The sequence below is a fragment of the Bacillus sp. B25(2016b) genome (assembly GCF_001679765.1).
Lineage (GTDB): Bacteria > Bacillota > Bacilli > Bacillales > Bacillaceae_G > Bacillus_A > Bacillus_A thuringiensis_K.
Map to the genome: position 1 here is coordinate 4,226,402 of NZ_CP016285.1, position 20,466 is coordinate 4,246,867.

Below are 20,466 nucleotides of genomic sequence, written 5' to 3' on the forward strand. Positions count from 1 at the left end.
CTTCGCTTTTTCTATTAATTAAATGTAATGTTATGTACAGCCTCTTTATCAAGACGTTTAATAACTTCTACAATTAACTTCACTGCATTTTCATAATCATCACGGTGTAACATTGCCGCATGAGAATGGATATAGCGCGTTGCAATTGTAATTGCCATAGAAGGAATACCATTTATAGCAATGTGAATCGCACCCGCATCCGTTCCTCCGCCCGCTACCGAATCATATTGATACGGGATTTGTAATTCATCAGCAACATCAACTACGAAATCACGTAAACCTGTATGTCCAATAACAGAAGCATCATATAAAATGATTTGTGGTCCATCGCCCATTTTACTTTGCGCTTCTTTTGACGTTACACCTGGTGTATCTCCAGCGATACCAACATCTACTGCGAACGCGATATCTGGTTTAATATAATTCGCAGATGTTTTTGCGCCACGAAGACCGACTTCTTCTTGTACAGTTCCAACGCCGTATACAACGTTTGGATGCTTTTCATCTTTTAATTGTTTTAATACGTCAATTGCAATTGCACAACCGATTCGGTTATCCCATGCTTTTGCAAGTAACATTTTTTCATTCTTCATCACTTGGAATTCAAAGTAAGGTACAACTTGATCTCCTGGTCGTACGCCCCACTCCATCGCTTCTTCTTGGCTAGAAGCACCGATATCGATGAACATGTCTTTAATTTCAACTGGCTTTTTACGAGCTTCTGGAGGTAAGATGTGCGGTGGTTTTGAACCAATTACACCTGTTACATCTCCTTTACGCGTTACAATCGTCACGCGTTGCGCAAGCATAACTTGTGACCACCAGCCACCAACCGTTTGGAAGCGAAGGAAACCTTTGTCATCGATTTGTGTAATCATAAATCCAACTTCATCTAAATGACCTGCAACCATAATTTTCGGGCCGTTTTCTTCCCCTACTTTTTTCGCAACTAAACTCCCTAAATTATCAGTAGAAAGTTCGTCCGCAAACGGCTCGATATATTTCTTCATTACTTCACGTGGTTCACGTTCGTTACCAGCAATACCACGTGCATCCGTTAATTCTTTTAGCATTGTCAATGTCGCGTCTAATTTTGTCATTGCCAACACCCTCCTTTTTCTTCAGTCAATTCATTATACAATAATTAAATTGAAATATTCAAAAATTAAATTAGTATCCTTGTGTTTGACGCTGATGATTTACTTCATTTTTATCTAAATATGCTTTTTCAATCTCTTCTTGCTCAAATTCAAGTGCTTGTCCGAGTCGAAGGTAGCTCGTAAATAATTCAATATAGTTTGTAATAGATGGTTGATCTGTAAAACGAATTACTTTCGCATATGTGTCTAAGAAAATTTCCACTTGTGTTTTATTCGTTTGTGCACATTTATAGAATAGGAAGTTTTTATCAATACCTAAATCAATGCCGATTGATAAAATAAAATGCAAACCATCTACGTATTCTTCTAATATTACTTCACGTTCCGAAGCTGGTTTGTTGCTCCAATATTTAAAACAACGTGTTTCATTTGCAAGTTCTCCAATTTCTACAAGAAGAGCTAACATTTTTTCTTTTAACAATTTTTTCGGTTGTAAGTCATGTTCTTTTGCAATACGGTCATCTAATTCTTTTTGTAATTTAAATAGTTGTAGTAAGTCCATTCTATTGTCCTCCTCCAACATCGCATTTTACGCAACAATGTTGTTTCATCTCAAAGTTCATTATTATGTTTCAGTTCTTATGAATAAGTCAGCTATCTACCTCTTTATAAAATAGCTTGTCCTTAATTTACAAATACGTTTCAGTCATCACTCTTAAATTGTTCATCTGATGAAAGTTCCATATCATCTTTCCATTATAGCAGTGTCGTTTCGGCTAGGAAAGATACTCTTCTTTCCAAACGAGCAGAATTGAAAAAAGCCAGGAGTATTCTCCTGACTTCATATGTATATTCTTCTATACTGCTATAACTTTTATATTGATTTTGTCATATTGATAACGACATAGCCGTTAATCTTTAGAATTTCTTTCACTTCTAACTTCTATTTGAATACAAATAAAAAAACCTTAGAAGAAAATTCTTCTAAGGTTTCAACTAATTAATTAGTTAATGTTGTTTTTTGCAACTGTTGCTAATTCAGCGAAAGCTTTTTCGTCATGAACAGCTAAGTCAGCAAGCATCTTGCGGTTAACTTCGATGCCAGCATTTTTAAGACCGTGCATTAAGCGGCTGTAAGAAAGACCATTCATACGAGCTGCTGCGTTGATACGTGTAATCCATAATTTACGGAAGTCACGTTTCTTTTGACGGCGGTCACGGAATGCATACATTAGAGATTTCATAACCTGTTGGTTAGCAACCTTGAATAATGTATTTTTTGAACCGTAGTAACCTTTTGCTAATTTAATTACTTTTTTACGACGTTGACGAGTAACTGTACCACCTTTTACTCTTGGCATAATATTACCTCCTAATTGTTCTATATATCAGCCGAACTTATTTTAAGTTGTCAAGCATTTGACGAATGCGTTTGAAGTCACCAGCGCTTACTACACCAGCTTTACGTAGTTTACGTTTAGCTTTTGTAGATTTGTTAGCGAATAAATGGCTTGTGTAAGCGTGAGAACGTTTCAGTTTACCTGATCCAGTCTTTTTGAAACGCTTTGCAGCGCCGCGATGAGTTTTTTGTTTAGGCATAGGTATTTCCTCCTCTATCTATTACTTATCGTTTTTCGGTGCTAAAACTAAGAACATACTGCGTCCTTCCATTTTAGGCTTAGATTCAACTGTACTAACTTCAGCACAAGCTTCTGAGAAGCGATCTAAAACACGTTGACCGATTTCTTTATGAGTAATGGCACGTCCTTTAAAGCGAATTGACGCTTTAACCTTGTCGCCTTTCTCTAAAAACTTGATAGCATTACGAAGTTTTGTGTTAAAGTCGTGTTCATCAATTGTTGGACTTAAACGAACTTCTTTCATGCTAATTACTTTTTGATTTTTGCGCTGCTCTTTTTCTTTCTTCTGTTGCTCAAAGCGGAATTTACCGTAGTCCATAATGCGGCATACTGGCGGTTTCGCATTTGGAGCAACTAATACTAAATCAAGATTAAGATTTGCAGCTAAGTCTAAAGCGTCATTACGAGACTTGATTCCAAGTTGATCGCCATTTGCGCCAACTAAACGTACTTCACGTGCACGAATTTGCTCGTTAATCATCATATCCTTGCTAATAGTAAGCCACCTCCAAGGTTTTCTCAGAACATATTTTGTAGTCATAGAACCCGAACAAAAAAAGTGCGGGCATACGACACCCACACTTGTAAAATCTTAAGTAAGAAATACATTTACCTGTTAACTGCGAATGCGTCCATCAGGTGAGAAGCGGGTGCTTCTACTTGTTCCACAAAACAATATTCTATTATCCTTGATGAGTTTATCATAGGACATGACGTCTGTCAAGAAGACGCGATGTGTTTTACTAACAACAAGAAACATTGTAACAAACAACTAACATACTTGCAATACTTTTTTATGATAAGTGTTACATGGTTATTTTTTCTAATTTTTCTCAAGTATATTACATAAAAAAGCCGCGGTATACCGCGGCTTTTTCTTATCGTTTTCCTTCTACTTTAATCATGTCAACAAAAGCATCTAATGCGATTGTTTCTGATTTTTGTTCACCATATTTACGTACGTTTACGCCGTTTTCAGTTACTTCATTGTCACCTACTACAAGCATGTACGGAATTTTTTGCATTTGTGCTTCACGGATTTTGTAACCGATCTTCTCTTCACGAGTGTCTAATTCAACACGGATACCAGCACGACGCAATTCGTCTTGTACTTTCTTCGCATAGTCTAAATGTACTTGCGGAGAAACTGGAATTACTTGTACTTGAACTGGAGCTAACCATGTTGGGAATGCACCTTTGTATTCTTCAATTAAGAAGGCTACAAAACGTTCCATAGTTGATACAACACCACGGTGAATTACAACTGGACGATGTTGTTTACCGTCTTCACCAACGTATGATAATTCAAAGCGTTCTGGAAGTAAGAAGTCTAATTGTACAGTTGAAAGTGTTTCGTCTTTTCCAAGAGCAGTACGAACTTGAACATCAAGTTTTGGACCGTAGAATGCCGCTTCACCTTCAGCTTCATAGTAATCAAGACCCATTTCATCCATAGCTTCTTTTAACATACCTTGTGCTTTTTCCCACATCTCATCATCCGCATAATACTTTTTAGTATCTGCTGGGTCGCGGTAAGATAGACGGAATGAGTAGTTCTCTAAACCGAAATCTTTGTACACTTCTAGAGTTAAGTTTACAACACGTTTTAACTCTTCTTTAATTTGATCTGGACGAACGAAAATGTGCGCATCGTTTAAAGTCATTCCGCGTACACGTTGCAATCCAGATAACGCACCTGACATTTCATAACGGTGCATTGTTCCAAGTTCTGCAATACGGATTGGTAATTCACGGTAGCTGTGAATATCATTTTTATAAACCATCATATGATGAGGACAGTTCATTGGACGAAGAACTAATTCTTCGTTATCCATTTCCATTGATGGGAACATGCCATCACGGTAGTGGTTCCAGTGACCAGAAGTTTCATAAAGCTCTCTGCTTCCTAGTACTGGAGTATATACGTGATCATAGCCTAAGCTTGCTTCTTTATCAACGATGTAACGCTCGATAATGCGGCGGATTGTTGCACCTTTTGGTAACCAAAGTGGTAAACCTTGTCCTACTTTTTGGCTATTAGTAAATAGTTTTAATTCTTTACCTAATTTACGGTGATCGCGCTCTTTCGCTTCTTCAAGCATACGTAAGTGCTCATCTAATTCTGCTTTCTTAACGAATGCAGTACCGTAAATACGTTGTAGCATTTTATTATTGCTATCGCCGCGCCAGTAAGCACCTGCAACGCTTAATAATTTAAACACTTTAATTTTTCCTGTAGATGGAAGGTGAACACCACGACAAAGGTCGAAGAATTCGCCTTGCTCATAGATTGAAATAACTGCATCTTCTGGAAGATCGTTAATTAAATCTAATTTTAACTCATCGCCGATTTCTTCAAAGCGACGAATTGCTTCTGCACGTGGTACTTCATGACGAACGATTTCTAAGTTCTCGTTCACGATTTTTTGCATTTCTTTTTCGATTTTCTTGAAGTCTTCAACTGTAATTGCTTCTTCCATATCAATATCGTAGTAGAAGCCATTTTCAATTACTGGACCAATGCCAAGCTCAACCTTAACATCTTTATATAAACGTTTTAACGCTTGTGCTAAAAGGTGGGCTGTTGAATGGCGTAAAATATATAGGCCATCTTCAGAATCTAATGTAATGATAGAAACTGCACCATCTTCTTCGATTGGTGTAACAAGATCGATCATCTCATCATTTAATTTTCCAGCTACAGCTTTTTTCTTTAAGCCTGGGCTAATAGAAGCTGCGATTTCTTCAGTTGTTACGCCTTTTGGAAACTCCTTCACAGCTCCATCAGGGAAAGTAATTTTAACTACATCTGCCATCACTGGTCACTCCTCTTTTTCTCAAAATAAAAAACACTCATCCCGTAAAAAGGGACGAGTGTTGAATTCGTGGTTCCACCCTTGTTCCAATTAACATAATTGTTAATTGCTCAAGTTCAACATAACGGTGTTGTCCGTTAGCAATTACTAGAAAAACCGTTCACTGCTAAAGTTTAGAGGTGGTAAGTAATAATCCCGTACTAGGAAGCTCACACCCTAAGGCTTCCCTCTCTGAAAATCGTAGAAAACTACTCATGTCCTCATCATGACATTTCAATATATTTCATTTATGTAGGTAATTATATGCTCAAAAACTTAGAAAATCAAGGGCGTTACCTTTATTTTTTAAATTTTTCACATTGCGCTCAAAATCATGTAATCCATGTAATTGGACCCGTTCTTGGAACACATTTCGCAAAGTAATAATCATATTATGATCTTGTTCTTTCGTATATAAATAAATCTTTTTGGGCGAAATAGAAAGAAGCGGCGCAATTACTTTCGTATCAATATATACATCATTTTGCTTTAACAATTCCTCATCTATATATTGGACCAACTTCTCCTGTTTTAAACGTCTACCTTTATCATCATAAAAGATAAAGCTTTCATCAAAAATAAGATGCACACAAGACAAACGTGATTTACGGCTGCTTACTTGTTGCCGAAGCGTCTCAATGAACATTTGGTATTCTTGCTCCATCTTATATTCATCAATTGCCACTTCCGCAAGTTTAGCCACCATTTCCCTATATGTACGAAGACGAAAACGGATATATGATGAAAACGAGAATGAGAGCGGATCACAAAGCCAATTGTTTAAAGAAGACTTAATATATGACTCAAATGCGTTACGCGTTAAATCCTGAGCTACACCTTTTCTTCTTCCCTTTAAAATCTCATGTGCCATGTGCAATATTTGATGACACTCTTCTTGTTCTTCATAAAAAAACTTTTCTTTTAAAATCGTATAAATCCACTCATTTTGTTTCACATTCACAATGAAATACACCATTACTGGCAATAAGATCTTTTCAATATAATTCGATTCACGTACTGGTATGTGAATCACCACTTTTTGCTCCTGTAAATACACACTCGTTTCCTTATATAATACTTCCGCTCTTTTCAGCAATTGTCTATATACGTGCATAGCATCATTTTTTTCTTCGAAGCAAATTTCAATCACTTTTGTCCCCCCTTTTATCCCCGCTCTAAAGGACTGTATCTATACGTTACAAATCCTATAAGAGTCCGTCCCGCGTGAAGTTCACTCTTAGTAGAATCACATTTCCTATTGTTAGAAAATCCACTCAATATGGCTTGCTAATTTTATATATATTAAGGGAGGGAGAAAAAAATGATACAAGCTACTATGAATTTTTATTGTATACTTTACTTATCAATAAAATTATGCATCTGAATGATTGAATATAAATTCGTAAAAGTCGAATTACATTGGGGGCACTCGCTCAAAACCAGCTGAAGACTACCAAGAAATTATTCAAGAACATGCTAGAGATGGCTGGAGGTTCGTACAGATTGTTGCCCCTACGATTGGCAGTTCTGGACAACCTGAATATTTCGACCTCATATTTGAAAAGAAAATATCACTATAATACAAAAGAGCAAGCTTCTCAGCTTGCTCTTTTACTTATGACGACGGTTTTTCCCACCAATTGGAATTGGTTTCGCTAAATATTTAATTCGCTCCATAATACGTGCTGCCTTCATTTCTTCAGCCTCACCACGCTGCGTATACGTTAAATGGTGTTCCAGTTGTTTAAAATCAAAATTAGACGTAAAGAACGTCGGTAAGTTTTCTAACATACGGAATTGCAAGATTGCACCAAGCACATCGTCACGCACAAAGCTTGACATCGCTTCTGCCCCGATATCGTCTAACATTAAAACTTGTACGCGTTTAACCGCATCAATCTTTTCACCAATCGAATTATCTTGAATTGAACTTTTAATTTCACGTAAAAATTCCGGGAAGTATACGAGCATCGAACTTATTTTCTTTCGAGCAAGCTCGTTCGCTATTGCTCCTAAAAGGTACGTTTTTCCTACACCAAATTTACCGTACAAATATAAACCTTGTGCTTTTTTACCTGGTTCATATGTACTTAAAAATTCATTCGCTGCACCAATCGCATCGATACGTGCATTTAAATCAGAAGGGTCTAAGTTTTCCATAGTTGCCTGTAAAATATCCGTTGGCATATATACACTTTGAACGAGTTTTTCATATTTCTTTCTCTCGTCATGCGCTACTTTTCTAACGCAGCGATCGTATTGAATATCAATCATCTTCCCTTGAATAACAAGCTTTGGCTCGTAACCTTGCAGCATATTTTTACATGAACCTAAATCCGGACAATCCACGCAACCTACACTTTGTCCAATATATTCATATAACTTCACAAGACTGCGCTCAATCATAGAAGTCGTTACTTCACCCTTATGTTCGTCTATAAATTCTTTCACACGCGGATGCGCCATTACTTCTGCCTTTAATACTTCATATCTATTTTTAAAGTTTTCATTTTCCATTAATTTTGCAAATGAATTTTGAATATGCTCCATTTTCTCACCTCAAAGAGCGTTCATTCTCTTCTATTAATCACGCTTATATTTTTTTAACACTTCTTCTAGTCGTTTTCGTTCATCTTCTAGCGTACTTGCATCTTTTTCTACACTTACATCTTTCTTCACTGTTTCTTTCTCTTGTTCTTTCGGCTCTTCTTCCTTAAGCCAATCTGGTACCATTTCTTTCCGCACCGTTTTCTTCACCGTACGGCCTTTTTTCTTCGTCTCAGCCCACTCTTGATATTGACGGTTCTCTTCTTTCGCTAACGCCATCGCTTCCGCTACTGTCCCGACCTTTTTACGTGCCCAATGCCCAGCAATCTTCTCGACATACGTTTTCGCAAGTTTCATATCTGAGCGTAGCATAACGTAATAAATAAGTACATTCACAACTCCTGGTGTCAATTTTTGATTAATCATGACATCTTCAACGATCTGCAAATCCGCTTTCGTTGCCTCTGCACCACCAGAAATCTCTTTCAATAGTTGTTTTGGCGAGATTTCCTCTAGCTGCTTTATTAGCATCTCCTCTTGCGATGAAGGCTCTTTCTCTTTCATCGTACGTGCAGCATGAGGCTGTACTCTTTCACTTAATACCGGTAATGCTTGACCATTTTCAAATTGATACCAATCGCGCGCTCCTTTTCTAAGCCTTTCCATATCAATTGTTTGCATCTCTGTCACTGCACCAAGAACGATATTTTGCATCGATAACACATCTACACCATACACGTAAGCAAGTGTTATAACGCAGTCTCTCACTTGATCTGTAATCGCCTTTTTAGGAACAAGAGCGGACAATCCATCTACAAATAAAGAGAAATCAAAGAAATCATTCCAAACTTTCGGAGCGTCTCCCTTCTCGTTACTTGGCATAGTTGTCGTTTTTGGAATACGAAGGTCTTCTTGCGCATGCTCAAGCTGTCCTGGATTAAACGAACCAAACACATCATTGAAAGAACGCGTAACATTTTCATAAGAAGCAAAATCAAATTCTTCTTCTAAGAAATATTGCTTTACTTGATTATATTTTGTCCGGCTCAATCGATTATATAAAAAGATACTTAAAACAATATCATCAAAAAACTGCTTCGGAGATAAAGGTGGTTGCAACTCATATATGAACATTCGAATATCTTTTTCTTTCTTAATATAAACCTTCAATAGCCCAATTGCCTCTAACTTTACTCGTTCCTCATATATTTCAGGAAGTTGCATTTGCATAGTCACCATAAGGGAATGATGCGTATTCTCTTTTCCAAATACACGATCTTGCTCTAGCTCTCCCCATAGTGTCATGTATAAGCTAAAAGCTCTACTACCTATTAACGGCTGATACAACATCGTTAACACTTTTCGGTCGTAATTGTGCAGTAGCCCTTTCGCACTTACTTTATAACGATCAATCGGCAATAGCTCCATCCATGACTGTTTTTCCATTCTTGCTTTTCCTTTCTCTCATCCAATCTATCCTCTACTTCATTCGTTCTATCTTCATTATATAAATTCTTAGTGAAAAAGAGCTATTAGCTTGCGCTTCTAGCTCTCTTATCCTATTACTTACGGTATGTAAAGAGAATAAAATACAACTTCTACTCTCTTTCTTTTTGCAGTATATCTTTTAATTCTTCAATAAATACATTTAAATCTTTAAATTGACGATATACAGAAGCAAAACGTACGTAAGCAACATCATCAATATCGCGCAGTTCTTCCATAACAATTTCACCAATCATATCACTTTTCACTTCTGATATACCTAAATTACGCAGTTCACGTTCCACGCTTTGTGTTACTTCTTCTAATTGTCTTAAAGATACTGGTCTTTTTTCACACGCTTTAATTAAACCGCGTAAAATCTTTTCTTTATTAAACTCTTCTCGTGTGCCTTCTTTTTTTACAACGATAAGAGGTGACTCTTCTACCCTTTCAAAGGTCGTAAAGCGACTTAAGCAGCTTTCACACTCTCTCCTTCTTCGAATAGAGCGCCCCTCGTCTACCGGACGCGAATCTAACACTCTTGTACCATTATGAGAACAGGATGGACAACGCAATTCATTCACTCCTTTACACTATACTCTTTATTTTTCTCTACTCACTTCACCTAAAATATATATACAATATTATATAACTCATTCTAACTCTCTTACCACTTTAAGTTTCAGCGCATCATTTTATCATCTCATCCTTAAAAATAAGATGGTATATAGAGAGCACTACCTCATTTGCAAGAGTCCAATTTATTCAACTAACGATTACGTTATATTTTTCCTTTTTTATAAACTAAAAAAGAGGTGCATTATACACCTCTTTACATTTTAAATCAATTATGTTCTTTTTTAAAGAGCTTTTGTTTCTCTCTGCTTAATTTCGAAGCTACCAGTGCCTCGAGGAAGCTCGATGCTCTCACGCGTTTTCGCGTTTAAACCTTCTGCAATATATTCTGCAGCAACATTTGGATCAATACGATCCCCACAAGTATAAACATCAATACTCGCGTAACCGTGCTCCGGAAAGCTATGAATTGTTAAATGTGATTCTGAGATAATTACTACTCCACTTACACCTTGTGGTGCAAATTTATGGAAAGCAACCTCACGCACTTCAGCACCAGCTCTTAGTGCTGCATCCACAAATAATTGTTCAATATACGGCATGTCATTAAGCTTGTCGAAATCGCAATCCCAAAGTTCAGCGATCACGTGACGACCCATCGTATCCATAGTATCCATTCTACAGTTCCCCCTTGTAAATTTATTCTAACTGTTCGAATTGAAAACTAATTTGCAATTTGGCTTGCTCCACTACCACGGGGGAAAGTTAGTCCAGAGAGGTCCTAACCCTTTAAGTAGTGACTACGTACCTCAGCTCTTAAGTTTACGAGTGTTAGTATACTTTGTTTATTTTCATTTTGCAACAACAGTTTTTTCGATTTTCTGTCATATTTTCCTCTTTACTTTTCCCTAAAAAAAATAAACGATTCACAAATGCAGTAATCACAACGTTTCGTGGTATGTCCACTTTTTAAAATATACTCATATAATTTTTTTCCTTTTCAGAAAAAAATAAAAAAAGAGGGCAAATATTGCCTTGCCCTCTCCTCCCTTATTCACTTAAATGTGTTGCACATTTTCTTGTTTCGCTAACTCTTCAACAACTAACGTTACAAGATCTACAACACGACGAGAGTAGCCCCACTCGTTATCATACCAAGCAAGTACTTTCACTTTACGATCACCCATTACCATTGTAGATAAACCATCGATAATAGCTGAATGCGTATTTGTATTAAAGTCGATAGATACTAAAGGCTCTTCGCTGAATTCTACAATACCTTTTAAAGCACCGTTTGCAACAGTTTTGAATGCATCGTTAATAGCTTCAACTGTCACATCGCGTTTTACATCTACTACTAAGTCAACAAGAGACACGTTTGGTGTTGGTACACGAAGTGCCATACCATGAAGTTTTCCGTTTAAATGCGGAAGAACTTTTGCTAGCGCTTTCGCAGCACCTGTCGTTGTCGGAATGATTGATTGTCCGCAAGCACGTGCTCTTCTTAAATCTTTATGTGGGTTATCAATATTTTTTTGGTCATTTGTATAAGCGTGAACTGTCGTCATTAAACCGTTTTCAATTCCAAACTGCTCATCTAACACCTTCACAACAGGCGCTAAACAGTTTGTTGTACAAGATGCATTTGAAATAACAGTATGTTTTGTAATATCTAATTGGTCTTCGTTCACACCAACTACAATTGTTACATCTTCATTTTTACCAGGCGCCGTTAAAATAACTTTTTTCGCTCCAGCTTCAACGTGAAGAATTGCTTTTTCTTTTGAATTAAATTTACCAGTTGCTTCAATTACAACTTCAACACCTAAATCTGTCCAAGGCAATTCCTTTGGATCGCGGTTGTTTAAAAGGCGAATCATTTTTCCATCAACTAATAAGTGATCTTCAAATGCTTCTACTGTTCCGTCAAACTTGCCATGAACTGTATCATATTTAATTAAGTGTGCTAACGTTTCAGATGGATAGCTTGCATTGATTGCTACAATTTCGAATGCGCTTTCTTTTATTGCTTGACGAAATACCATTCTCCCAATACGTCCAAATCCATTAATTGCCACACGAGTCATAATATGTTATCCCCCTTGAATGCGTTATACTATTTATCTCCAATCCCAATAATAGTATAACACAAAAAGGAGATATGTCACTAAGCATTTTCATTAATTTCACAATTTTTTAGTCAATAATGTTCCACTTCTTTAAAATTACCTGCAATTGTGTTTTCGTTCCCATAATTGTGCCATCATTATTTATCACTTCATCTGCATTTTTCACTTTTTCTTCTAACGGCATTTGAGATTGAATACGAACTGTTGCTTCTTCTTCTGAAAAGTTATTTCGTTTCATTAAACGCTCTAATTGCGTATGCGGCTTAACCGCTACAACTAAAATGCGGTCAACGAGACTTGTTAATTTACTTTCAAATAAGAGAGGAATATCTAACACAACCGCTTGCATACCTTCTTCTATGTACATTTCCTTTTTCCTATTCATTTCCTCACGCACTGCAGGATGAACAATTTTATTTAACTGCAATCGTTTTTCTTCATTATAGAAAACGACACTTCCTATTTTTGGACGATTTAGTTCTCCATCTTCTTGTAAAACTTCCGTTCCAAATACTTCTACTATTTTGTTATATGCTGGTTTTCCTCGCTCTACAACTTCTCGTGCAATAATATCTGCATCAATAACTGGTATACTGAGCTCGCGAAACATTTGAGATACTGTACTTTTTCCGCTTGCAATGCCTCCTGTTAATCCAATTACTACTGTCATCATAATCCTCCTCATAATAAAAGGCGCGAAACTAATGTTCCACGCCCATACTTACATTTTCCAAATTCCAATAATAATGAGTAATACTCCAGGCAGGAATGTAAATTTTTGTAACCACTTCATATTCGATAAAACCGTTCCAAGTTTCATTCCAATAAATAAAAACAAAGAACTCATAACTGCAACTAATATCGCCATCATAGCGGGTGCATACCCTAATAAAGATGCACCAATTCCGGCACCAAATGAGTCTACAGAAAGAGCGATACCAAGAAGCAATGCTTCTCCTGCAGAAATGGTGCCTGATTTATCAAAATCTGCTACAGTCGGTTTCCGTAAAATTTGAATCACTAGCCCTAGCGAGGCAATCTCTAATTTCCAGACCTTCTCCTCTTGCTTCGGTTCTTCTTTTTTCTCACTTCGAAAAAATTGATATAATACCCAAATCCCTATTCCAATAAGAACAAGCCCACCGATACGCGTTGCGATAACAGGTGAAAATACTTTCGCGATCATATGTCCAATTCCCATTGAAACAAGCATAACAGCCGCTGAACACATTCCGATAATTATTATTGATCTTAGTGGTATTCTTACGCTTCTTAAACCATATGTTAGCCCTACACTACAGCTGTCTAAGCTTAATGTAAAAGCTAATAAAATAAGAGATAAATAAAGGTACATCGGTAAGCTCCTCCCTTATACATAGCTCTGCTGTATGTATATGACAAATGCCTATCCGATGTTATCTCTTTTCTATATTCTAGGCTGACAAATCGGGCAGTAATGCGTTCCTCGCCCGCCAACAACTGTTTTTTCTAATATCGTGCCACAAGTTACGCACGGCTCTCCTTTTTTCCCATATACATTTAGGAGTTCTTGGAACGAACCAATTTGCCCTTGTGAGTTGATATACGTCCGAATTGTACTTCCGCCACGCTTTACTGCTTCACCTAGCGTGGTAACTGTAGCCTCATAAATTCGCTCAATTTCTTCTACTGTTAAAGACGAAGCTTCTCGTTCCGGATGAATTTGAGAACGGAATAAAACTTCATCTACATATATGTTTCCAAGCCCTACTAAAAGACGCTGGTCCAGTAGCACAACTTTTATTTTACGATTTGTCTTTTGCAATCTTTCTTGCAAATACTGCGGTGTCATTTCAGCATCAAATGGCTCCGGACCTAAGTCAGCAAGAGGCATTTGGTTCATTTCTTCACCTTTCTTAAAGAGATGCATCGTACCAAACTTTCTCACATCTTTATAATGTAATTCCGTTCCATCTGTAAATAAGAAACGGACGTGCGTATGTTTATCAATTGGCTCATCCTCTTGATGTAGTAAAAACTTACCTTCCATACGCAAATGTGAAACAATGACATAATTCGTTACATATAAAAGCAAAAACTTTCCTCTTCGCTTTATATTTTCAATCTTCTCGCCTTTTAGCGTTTCTTTAAAGATTTCTGCATCATCCGGTCTTTTCACTATTTTTGGATAAGTAACAATAACATCTTCAATCGTTTTTCCTGTTACAAGATTTTCAAGTGTCCGTCTGACGTTTTCAACCTCTGGTAATTCAGGCATTTCATCACTTCCTTATTTTGCGTCGTACCAAGTTGGACCGTAAGAATAATCAACTTTCAGCGGAACTGCAAGTTCAATTGCATGTTCCATTACTTCAGGTACAAGCTGCTCTAATTTTTGAATCTCTTCTTTTGGTGCTTCAAATATTAATTCATCGTGTACTTGCAGAAGAAGACGCGCTTGTAATCCTTCTTCTTCTAAACGATCTGCCATAATAATCATCGCTTTTTTAATAATATCTGCTGCAGTACCTTGAATTGGTGTATTCATCGCTGTACGTTCAGCGAAGCTACGCAAGTTGAAATTACGACTCGTAATTTCTGGAATATAACGGCGACGATTTAATAATGTAGCCACATACCCTTTTTGTTTCGCATCTTTTACGATGTCCTCCATGTATTCTTGTACACCAGGGAAACTTTCTAAATACTTTTCAATAAATTCCGCTGCTGCTTTTCTTGTAATTCCTAAGTTTTGCGAAAGACCATAATCACTAATACCATACACAATTCCGAAGTTAACAGCTTTCGCTTGTCGTCTCATATTTGAAGTTACTTCATCTTTTTCAACGCCAAATACATCCATAGCTGTTTTCGTATGAATATCCATGTCATGTTGGAACGCTTCAACTAGCCCTTTATCATTTGCAATATGAGCTAATACACGCAGTTCGATTTGTGAATAATCAGCTGCATACATAATCCATCCTTCTTCTGATGGAACAAATGCCTGACGAATCTTTCTTCCTTCTTCTAATCGAATCGGGATATTTTGCAAGTTCGGATCCGTTGAACTTAATCGACCTGTTTGCGTTAACACTTGATTAAAGCGCGTATGAATTTTAGATGAATCTTCATGTACAACTTTCAGTAAACCTTCAATGTAAGTTGAATTTAGCTTCCCTAATTGACGATAATGTAAAATATTTGGAATAATTTCATGGTGATTCATAAGCTTATCTAGTACATCAGCTGACGTAGAATAGCCTGTTTTCGTCTTTTTAATAACCGGTAAGTTTAAGTTCTCAAACAAAATAACACCAAGCTGTTTCGGTGAATTAATATTAAATTCTGTTCCCGCAAGCTTATAAATTTCCTGTTCCATTTCCTTTAATCTACCCGCAAGTTCTTCCCCCATATTACGAAGACGATCTGTATCAACTTTTACACCCTTTACTTCCATATCAGCTAATACACGCGCAAGCGGCAATTCTAACTCTGTAAACAGTTCATATTGCTCATTCTTCTTTAACTCTTCCACAAATGTTTGCTTTATATCATATAATACATGCACTTTACGAGCCACATGCTCCGCTACTACCTCTAACTCTGGAACAGCACGCTTCGCACCTTTTCCGTAAACTTCTTCATCTGATTTCACAGCATGCGTTTCTTTCATTTTCGCTACAGTACGGAAATCTTTATCTGTATCAGCCGGGTCAAGTAAATAAGCAGCGATTAATAGATCGAAGTCAATCCCTTGCATATCTATCCCATTCCATTTCAGTGCAACGATTGCACGCTTCGCATCAAATGTATGCTTTCTCATTTCTCCATCTGCAAGCCACTCTTTAAAAGCATCTGACTTAAGAGCAATGTCTGTCTGAATAAAGTAACATCCATTTTCATTTTGAATACCGAAACCTTGAATGTCTGCTTTATGATAATTATCTTCTTGTACTTCAACGATAAGCGCACTATCTTGCTGAAGCATTTCTTCTGTAACTTCTTCCACAATATCAAATGTAATATCATCTAATTCAGCTGGAGCTGTTTCTTCTGGCGTAACGCCTAATTTATTTAAAAGAGATGTAAATCCTAAACTCTCGAACATTGGAATGACATCACTTGCTTCATATCCTTTATACGCCATATCATCCACATGAACTGTAATCGGCGCATCTGTAATAATAGTTGCAAGATCCTTACTCATAAGAGCTTGTTCTTTATTTTCTTCCAGTTTTTCTTTTAATTTCTTCCCACTTACTTGATCTATATTTTCATACACCGCTTCAACCGTTCCAAACTGTGTTAACAATTTAATTGCCGTTTTTTCACCAACTCCTGGTACACCCGGTATATTATCTGACTGGTCTCCCATTAAACCTTTCATATCGATAATTTGCTTTGGTGATAAGCTGTATTTTTCAAATAAAGCTTCTTTCGTATATTCATCCACTTCTGTAATCCCTTTTCGCGGAATACATACAAGCGTGTTATCAGAAACGAGTTGAAGTAAATCTTTATCTCCTGAAATAACTTTTACACTTGCCCCTTGCTCACTTGCTTCTTTCGCTAACGTTCCCATGATGTCATCCGCTTCATAATTTTCTAATTCATAACGCGGTACATTGAACGCATCCAGCATCTCACGAATAAACGGGAACTGCTCTGATAATTCAGGTGGAGTCTTTTGACGTCCTCCTTTATACTCACTATACGTTTTATGACGGAACGTTGTTTTGCCTGCATCAAATGCCACTAACATATGAGTTGGCTTTTCTTCCTCTAATATTCTCATTAACATCATTGTAAAACCGTAAATTGCGTTCGTATGTATACCTTTGTCGTTATTTAAAAGCGGTAGTGCAAAGAAAGCACGATACGCGATATTATTACCATCTACTAATACGACCTTTTTTTCCAAAATTGAAACCTCCCCATACAAATTTGAAATGATTTTTTTCACAGAAAAAAACCGTTCCTTTCCTCTCTCTATATTAACATGACTAATAGAGAGAAGAAAAATAACGGCTATTTTCTTTCATATATAAAACAGACTTATATTGGCATAAAGGGAAGTGACGAGAACAGCTTAACTATTCTCGTCCAAAATTACTCCTTGGATGAAGGGGTTTTCATGTATTATATTAACAGAGCTTTATTAATATTTAATTAAGCCATTGTTAATATATTGTAAACATCCTTCATCCTATTTTTCAGTTGCTGATTTCGGTAAAACAACTGTAAACGTTGTCCCTTCTCCAACTTCACTATCTACTGTAATCGTACCTTGATGCGCCTCAACTAAATGCTTTACGATCGACAATCCAAGGCCGGTACCACCAGTATTTCTACTTCTTGCTTTATCCACCCGGTAGAAACGTTCAAAAATACGCGGAATTTCCTCTTTACTAATACCAATTCCAGTATCCGATACTTTTATATAAGCATTATATTTATCTTCCGCTAACTCTACTGAAACAACGCCTCCAGCCGGTGTATATACGATTGCGTTATTAATTAAATTAATAAAGATTTGTTTCAAACGACTTGGATCTCCAATAACAGAGGCTCGTTTTAATACATTCACTTGTAAAGAGATTTCTTTCTCTCCCGCTTTATTATCAAGCACCATATGAATATCTTCAAGCAGCCCCTTCATGTCAACAGTTCCCATATTTAATTTAAATCCTTGTTGTTCGATCTTTGACAAATCTAATAAATCTTCTATTAATCCTTGCATGCGCTCACTTTCTTTTAAAATAATGTGCAAGAAATGTTCGCAGAATTTTTTATTATCCATCGCTCCGTCTAAGAGTGTTTCTGAAAAACCTTTAATAGAAGTAATCGGTGTCTTTAATTCATGAGAAACATTCGCTAAAAAGTCTTTTCTCATTTGTTCTAATTTCTTTAACTCTGTTATATCATGGAATACGAGAACAATCCCTTTCCATTCATGGTTTGTCCCGATAATAGGCGCTCCATATACTTCGAAATGCTTCCGTTCAATTCCAAGTGGCAATAACATTTGTTTACGCACTTTCACTTCTGTCATAAAGATTTCTTCTACAAGCTCAATAATTTCTGTATGATGAAACGATTCATAATATAAGCGATCTAAATATTCTTCATCTGTTACGTGGAAGGTTTCCTTATAAGAGCGGTTTACAAGGTTTATATATCCTCGGCTATCAATTAAAATCATTCCGCTTCCCATATTTTCAATTAACGTATGCAGACGATCTTGCTGCATTTCTTGTTCAAGTGTCATCTCTTGTAAATTTCGAGCTAAAATATTAATCGCTTTACTCAGCATTCCTGTTTCATCCGAATGACTTTCGTATGCACGTGCTTTATAATTACCCTTTGCCAATTCAATTGCAACTTTCGTAACCGATTCAATTGGCCTAATATATTGCCCTGTAATTTTCATACCTAAAAATACAACTACGAGACAAGCAATGACAAATCCGATAATTAATAATCCCCACGTTTTTTGGTGAACATCTTTCAAAGGCTCAATTGTGCTTTTCACCAAAATGTATCCTTGTTTTCCTTCTACATCTTGAACGAACACCGCATGATAAAATTCATTCTTTCGATCCGTTTCTTTCGTAATCACTTTACTTCGTTGTTTTGCCACTTCCGAAGAAAGTTCTTTAATCGTCTCTGGACTAAATGCCAATTCTTGTCCTTTTCTATATTGAACTTTCTTTTTTTCATCCAAAAATACGATAGAAGCTGGTATTTTTTCTTCTATCTTTTCAAATACGTATGGATTCTTTAAGACATTATCAAAACCTTGCTCTTCTGCTAACGTCGCAACATACTCCGTCTCTTTTACCATTCTCTCTTTAGCATGATCTATATAGTAGTTTTCAAACACAGTTTCTAGTAATAAACCTAGTCCAACTAAAATAAATACAATAAGAGAAACAAATGTAAAAAGAAGCCTGGAACGAAATTTATTCATTCCCTTTTGGCTCCTCTAATTTATATCCTAAACCACGTATCGTTTTAATGTACGTCGGTTTTTTCGTATTTTGTTCAATTTTATCGCGCAAATGGCTAATATGAACATCAACAATTCGTGTATCACCAGCAAAATCGTAATTCCATACAGCACTTAATAATTGATCACGTGTCAACACGCGACTTTTATTTTTCGCAAGATACACAAGTAGTTCAAATTCTTTTGGTGTTAATTCAAGCTTTCTTCCTTGGAAATAAGCCTCATAAAACTCCGGTAAAATTTTAAGTTCTGCAATTGTGATGCTATCTTCATCTGGCGCTTCTGCAACTTGTTCTTCTTGTTGTAATTTCGTACGGCGCAAAATCGCCTTCACACGAGCAACAACTTCTCTTGGACTAAATGGCTTCGTCATATAATCATCTGCCCCAAGTTCAAGGCCTAGCACCTTATCAAACTCATCATCTTTTGCCGTTAACATTAAAATCGGCGTCATAACGCGCTGCAATCGTAATTCTTTACACACTTCCATACCATCCATTTTCGGAAGCATTAAATCTAATATAATTAAATCTGGGCGTTCTGTTGTCGCTTTTTGAAGCGCCATTTCTCCATCCATCGCTGTTATAACTTCAAACCCAGCTTGTTGTAAATTAAATTCAATTAAAGTTAAGATAAATTCCTCATCATCAACTACTAAAATACGATTGTTCATTCTTTTCCTCCAAGTTATAGACTTGAAACCTTCTTCATCCTAGTATTTTCCCCGTTATTCTCATCATACTAGAAAATAAGGTCCCTCTCAATATAATTGTCTATTCATGGAGATCGTTTGTGTAGAATTGAGAAAATAGACGTAATTACGCTTCACCTGCAACTACACAGGATTTTGCCAAACTTTATAGATTGCTCTCTCTTCTTTAAAGCTCACTTCCGTATGAACTATAAAATCTTGATTTTGTGCTAGAAAAAACGAAAGAGCATACGCTATTTTATAATCTGGTGTTTCATATCCATCAAATACTCTCCCGTACATTTCATTCGCAACCCCGTCTGCCCACACTTCAGCTTCTCTTACCGTTTCAAAGATCACACCTTCTCTTTTCCACCTCATCTTAAAGAATCACTCCTTCCATTGACTTAAATTATCAAATTATAATATAGTGAATATTGTTAATTTGATAA

At 36.6% G+C, this 20,466-nt stretch carries 19 protein-coding genes, 1 pseudogene and 2 other annotated features; of the genes and pseudogenes, 1 reads left to right on the plus strand and 19 read right to left on the minus strand.

Annotated elements, in window-relative coordinates:
* Window positions 1–14: 14 nt before the first annotated feature.
* From BAQ53_RS21605 to ytxC, 7 genes are all read right to left on the minus strand, one after another.
* Window positions 15–1,100, minus strand: a complete 1,086-nt coding sequence (locus BAQ53_RS21605) for a M42 family metallopeptidase (RefSeq protein ID WP_000163552.1) — start codon at window positions 1,098–1,100, stop codon at window positions 15–17.
* A 70-nt stretch (window positions 1,101–1,170) separates the two neighbouring features.
* Window positions 1,171–1,662, minus strand: a complete 492-nt coding sequence (locus BAQ53_RS21610) for a dUTP diphosphatase (RefSeq protein ID WP_000365050.1) — start codon at window positions 1,660–1,662, stop codon at window positions 1,171–1,173.
* 442 nt (window positions 1,663–2,104) lie between these two features.
* The gene (gene rplT / locus BAQ53_RS21615; RefSeq protein ID WP_001138362.1) at window positions 2,105–2,461 is read right to left on the minus strand and encodes a 50S ribosomal protein L20; all 357 of its coding nucleotides are present in this window, start codon (window positions 2,459–2,461) and stop codon (window positions 2,105–2,107) included.
* Between the two features lie 37 nt (window positions 2,462–2,498).
* The gene (rpmI, locus tag BAQ53_RS21620) at window positions 2,499–2,699 is read right to left on the minus strand and encodes a 50S ribosomal protein L35 (protein ID WP_001125945.1); all 201 of its coding nucleotides are present in this window, start codon (window positions 2,697–2,699) and stop codon (window positions 2,499–2,501) included.
* A gap of 21 nt (window positions 2,700–2,720) precedes the next feature.
* Window positions 2,721–3,224 (minus strand): translation initiation factor IF-3, encoded by a 504-nt coding sequence (gene infC, locus BAQ53_RS21625; protein ID WP_000973215.1) that lies wholly within the window; start codon window positions 3,222–3,224, stop codon window positions 2,721–2,723.
* A gap of 63 nt (window positions 3,225–3,287) precedes the next feature.
* Window positions 3,288–3,408 (minus strand) — a sequence feature (ribosomal protein L20 leader region).
* Window positions 3,409–3,618: 210 nt separating this feature from the next.
* The gene (gene thrS / locus BAQ53_RS21630; protein ID WP_000786083.1) at window positions 3,619–5,556 is read right to left on the minus strand and encodes a threonine--tRNA ligase; all 1,938 of its coding nucleotides are present in this window, start codon (window positions 5,554–5,556) and stop codon (window positions 3,619–3,621) included.
* A gap of 47 nt (window positions 5,557–5,603) precedes the next feature.
* Window positions 5,604–5,832, minus strand: a binding site (T-box leader).
* A 31-nt stretch (window positions 5,833–5,863) separates the two neighbouring features.
* On the minus strand, window positions 5,864–6,745 hold the full coding sequence (gene ytxC / locus BAQ53_RS21635) for a putative sporulation protein YtxC (protein ID WP_000569629.1): 882 nt from the start codon (window positions 6,743–6,745) through the stop codon (window positions 5,864–5,866).
* Between the two features lie 234 nt (window positions 6,746–6,979).
* Here ytxC and BAQ53_RS21640 point away from each other — a divergent pair.
* Window positions 6,980–7,175: pseudogene (locus tag BAQ53_RS21640) on the plus strand (DUF4177 domain-containing protein).
* A 31-nt stretch (window positions 7,176–7,206) separates the two neighbouring features.
* On the opposite strand, the gene dnaI reads toward BAQ53_RS21640, so the two are convergent.
* From dnaI to BAQ53_RS21700, 12 genes are all read right to left on the minus strand, one after another.
* Window positions 7,207–8,145 (minus strand): primosomal protein DnaI, encoded by a 939-nt coding sequence (dnaI, locus tag BAQ53_RS21645; protein WP_000400104.1) that lies wholly within the window; start codon window positions 8,143–8,145, stop codon window positions 7,207–7,209.
* Between the two features lie 33 nt (window positions 8,146–8,178).
* Window positions 8,179–9,588, minus strand: a complete 1,410-nt coding sequence (locus BAQ53_RS21650; RefSeq protein WP_000415027.1) for a replication initiation and membrane attachment family protein — start codon at window positions 9,586–9,588, stop codon at window positions 8,179–8,181.
* Between the two features lie 152 nt (window positions 9,589–9,740).
* Window positions 9,741–10,202 (minus strand): transcriptional regulator NrdR, encoded by a 462-nt coding sequence (nrdR, locus tag BAQ53_RS21655; protein WP_001203687.1) that lies wholly within the window; start codon window positions 10,200–10,202, stop codon window positions 9,741–9,743.
* A 285-nt stretch (window positions 10,203–10,487) separates the two neighbouring features.
* On the minus strand, window positions 10,488–10,871 hold the full coding sequence (speD, locus tag BAQ53_RS21660) for an adenosylmethionine decarboxylase (protein ID WP_002003660.1): 384 nt from the start codon (window positions 10,869–10,871) through the stop codon (window positions 10,488–10,490).
* A gap of 390 nt (window positions 10,872–11,261) precedes the next feature.
* Window positions 11,262–12,290, minus strand: coding sequence for a glyceraldehyde-3-phosphate dehydrogenase (locus tag BAQ53_RS21665; RefSeq protein ID WP_000198974.1), 1,029 nt, complete (start codon window positions 12,288–12,290; stop codon window positions 11,262–11,264).
* 109 nt (window positions 12,291–12,399) lie between these two features.
* Window positions 12,400–13,002 (minus strand): dephospho-CoA kinase, encoded by a 603-nt coding sequence (gene coaE / locus BAQ53_RS21670; RefSeq protein ID WP_000219322.1) that lies wholly within the window; start codon window positions 13,000–13,002, stop codon window positions 12,400–12,402.
* A 51-nt stretch (window positions 13,003–13,053) separates the two neighbouring features.
* Entirely contained in the window at window positions 13,054–13,686 is a 633-nt protein-coding gene (gene ytaF, locus BAQ53_RS21675) for a sporulation membrane protein YtaF (RefSeq protein WP_000281744.1), read from the minus strand.
* 72 nt (window positions 13,687–13,758) lie between these two features.
* The gene (gene mutM / locus BAQ53_RS21680; protein ID WP_001114495.1) at window positions 13,759–14,589 is read right to left on the minus strand and encodes a DNA-formamidopyrimidine glycosylase; all 831 of its coding nucleotides are present in this window, start codon (window positions 14,587–14,589) and stop codon (window positions 13,759–13,761) included.
* A gap of 12 nt (window positions 14,590–14,601) precedes the next feature.
* The gene (gene polA, locus BAQ53_RS21685; RefSeq protein WP_000412800.1) at window positions 14,602–17,235 is read right to left on the minus strand and encodes a DNA polymerase I; all 2,634 of its coding nucleotides are present in this window, start codon (window positions 17,233–17,235) and stop codon (window positions 14,602–14,604) included.
* Between the two features lie 285 nt (window positions 17,236–17,520).
* Complete coding sequence (gene phoR / locus BAQ53_RS21690; protein WP_001032104.1) at window positions 17,521–19,284, minus strand: sensory box histidine kinase PhoR; 1,764 nt, start codon at window positions 19,282–19,284, stop codon at window positions 17,521–17,523.
* On the minus strand, window positions 19,277–19,996 hold the full coding sequence (gene phoP / locus BAQ53_RS21695; RefSeq protein WP_001065220.1) for a two-component system response regulator PhoP: 720 nt from the start codon (window positions 19,994–19,996) through the stop codon (window positions 19,277–19,279). Before phoP ends, phoR begins: the two co-directional genes overlap by 8 nt.
* Before the next feature lie 162 nt (window positions 19,997–20,158).
* Window positions 20,159–20,395, minus strand: a complete 237-nt coding sequence (locus tag BAQ53_RS21700) for a hypothetical protein (protein WP_001267386.1) — start codon at window positions 20,393–20,395, stop codon at window positions 20,159–20,161.
* Between the last annotated feature and the right edge of the window lie 71 nt (window positions 20,396–20,466).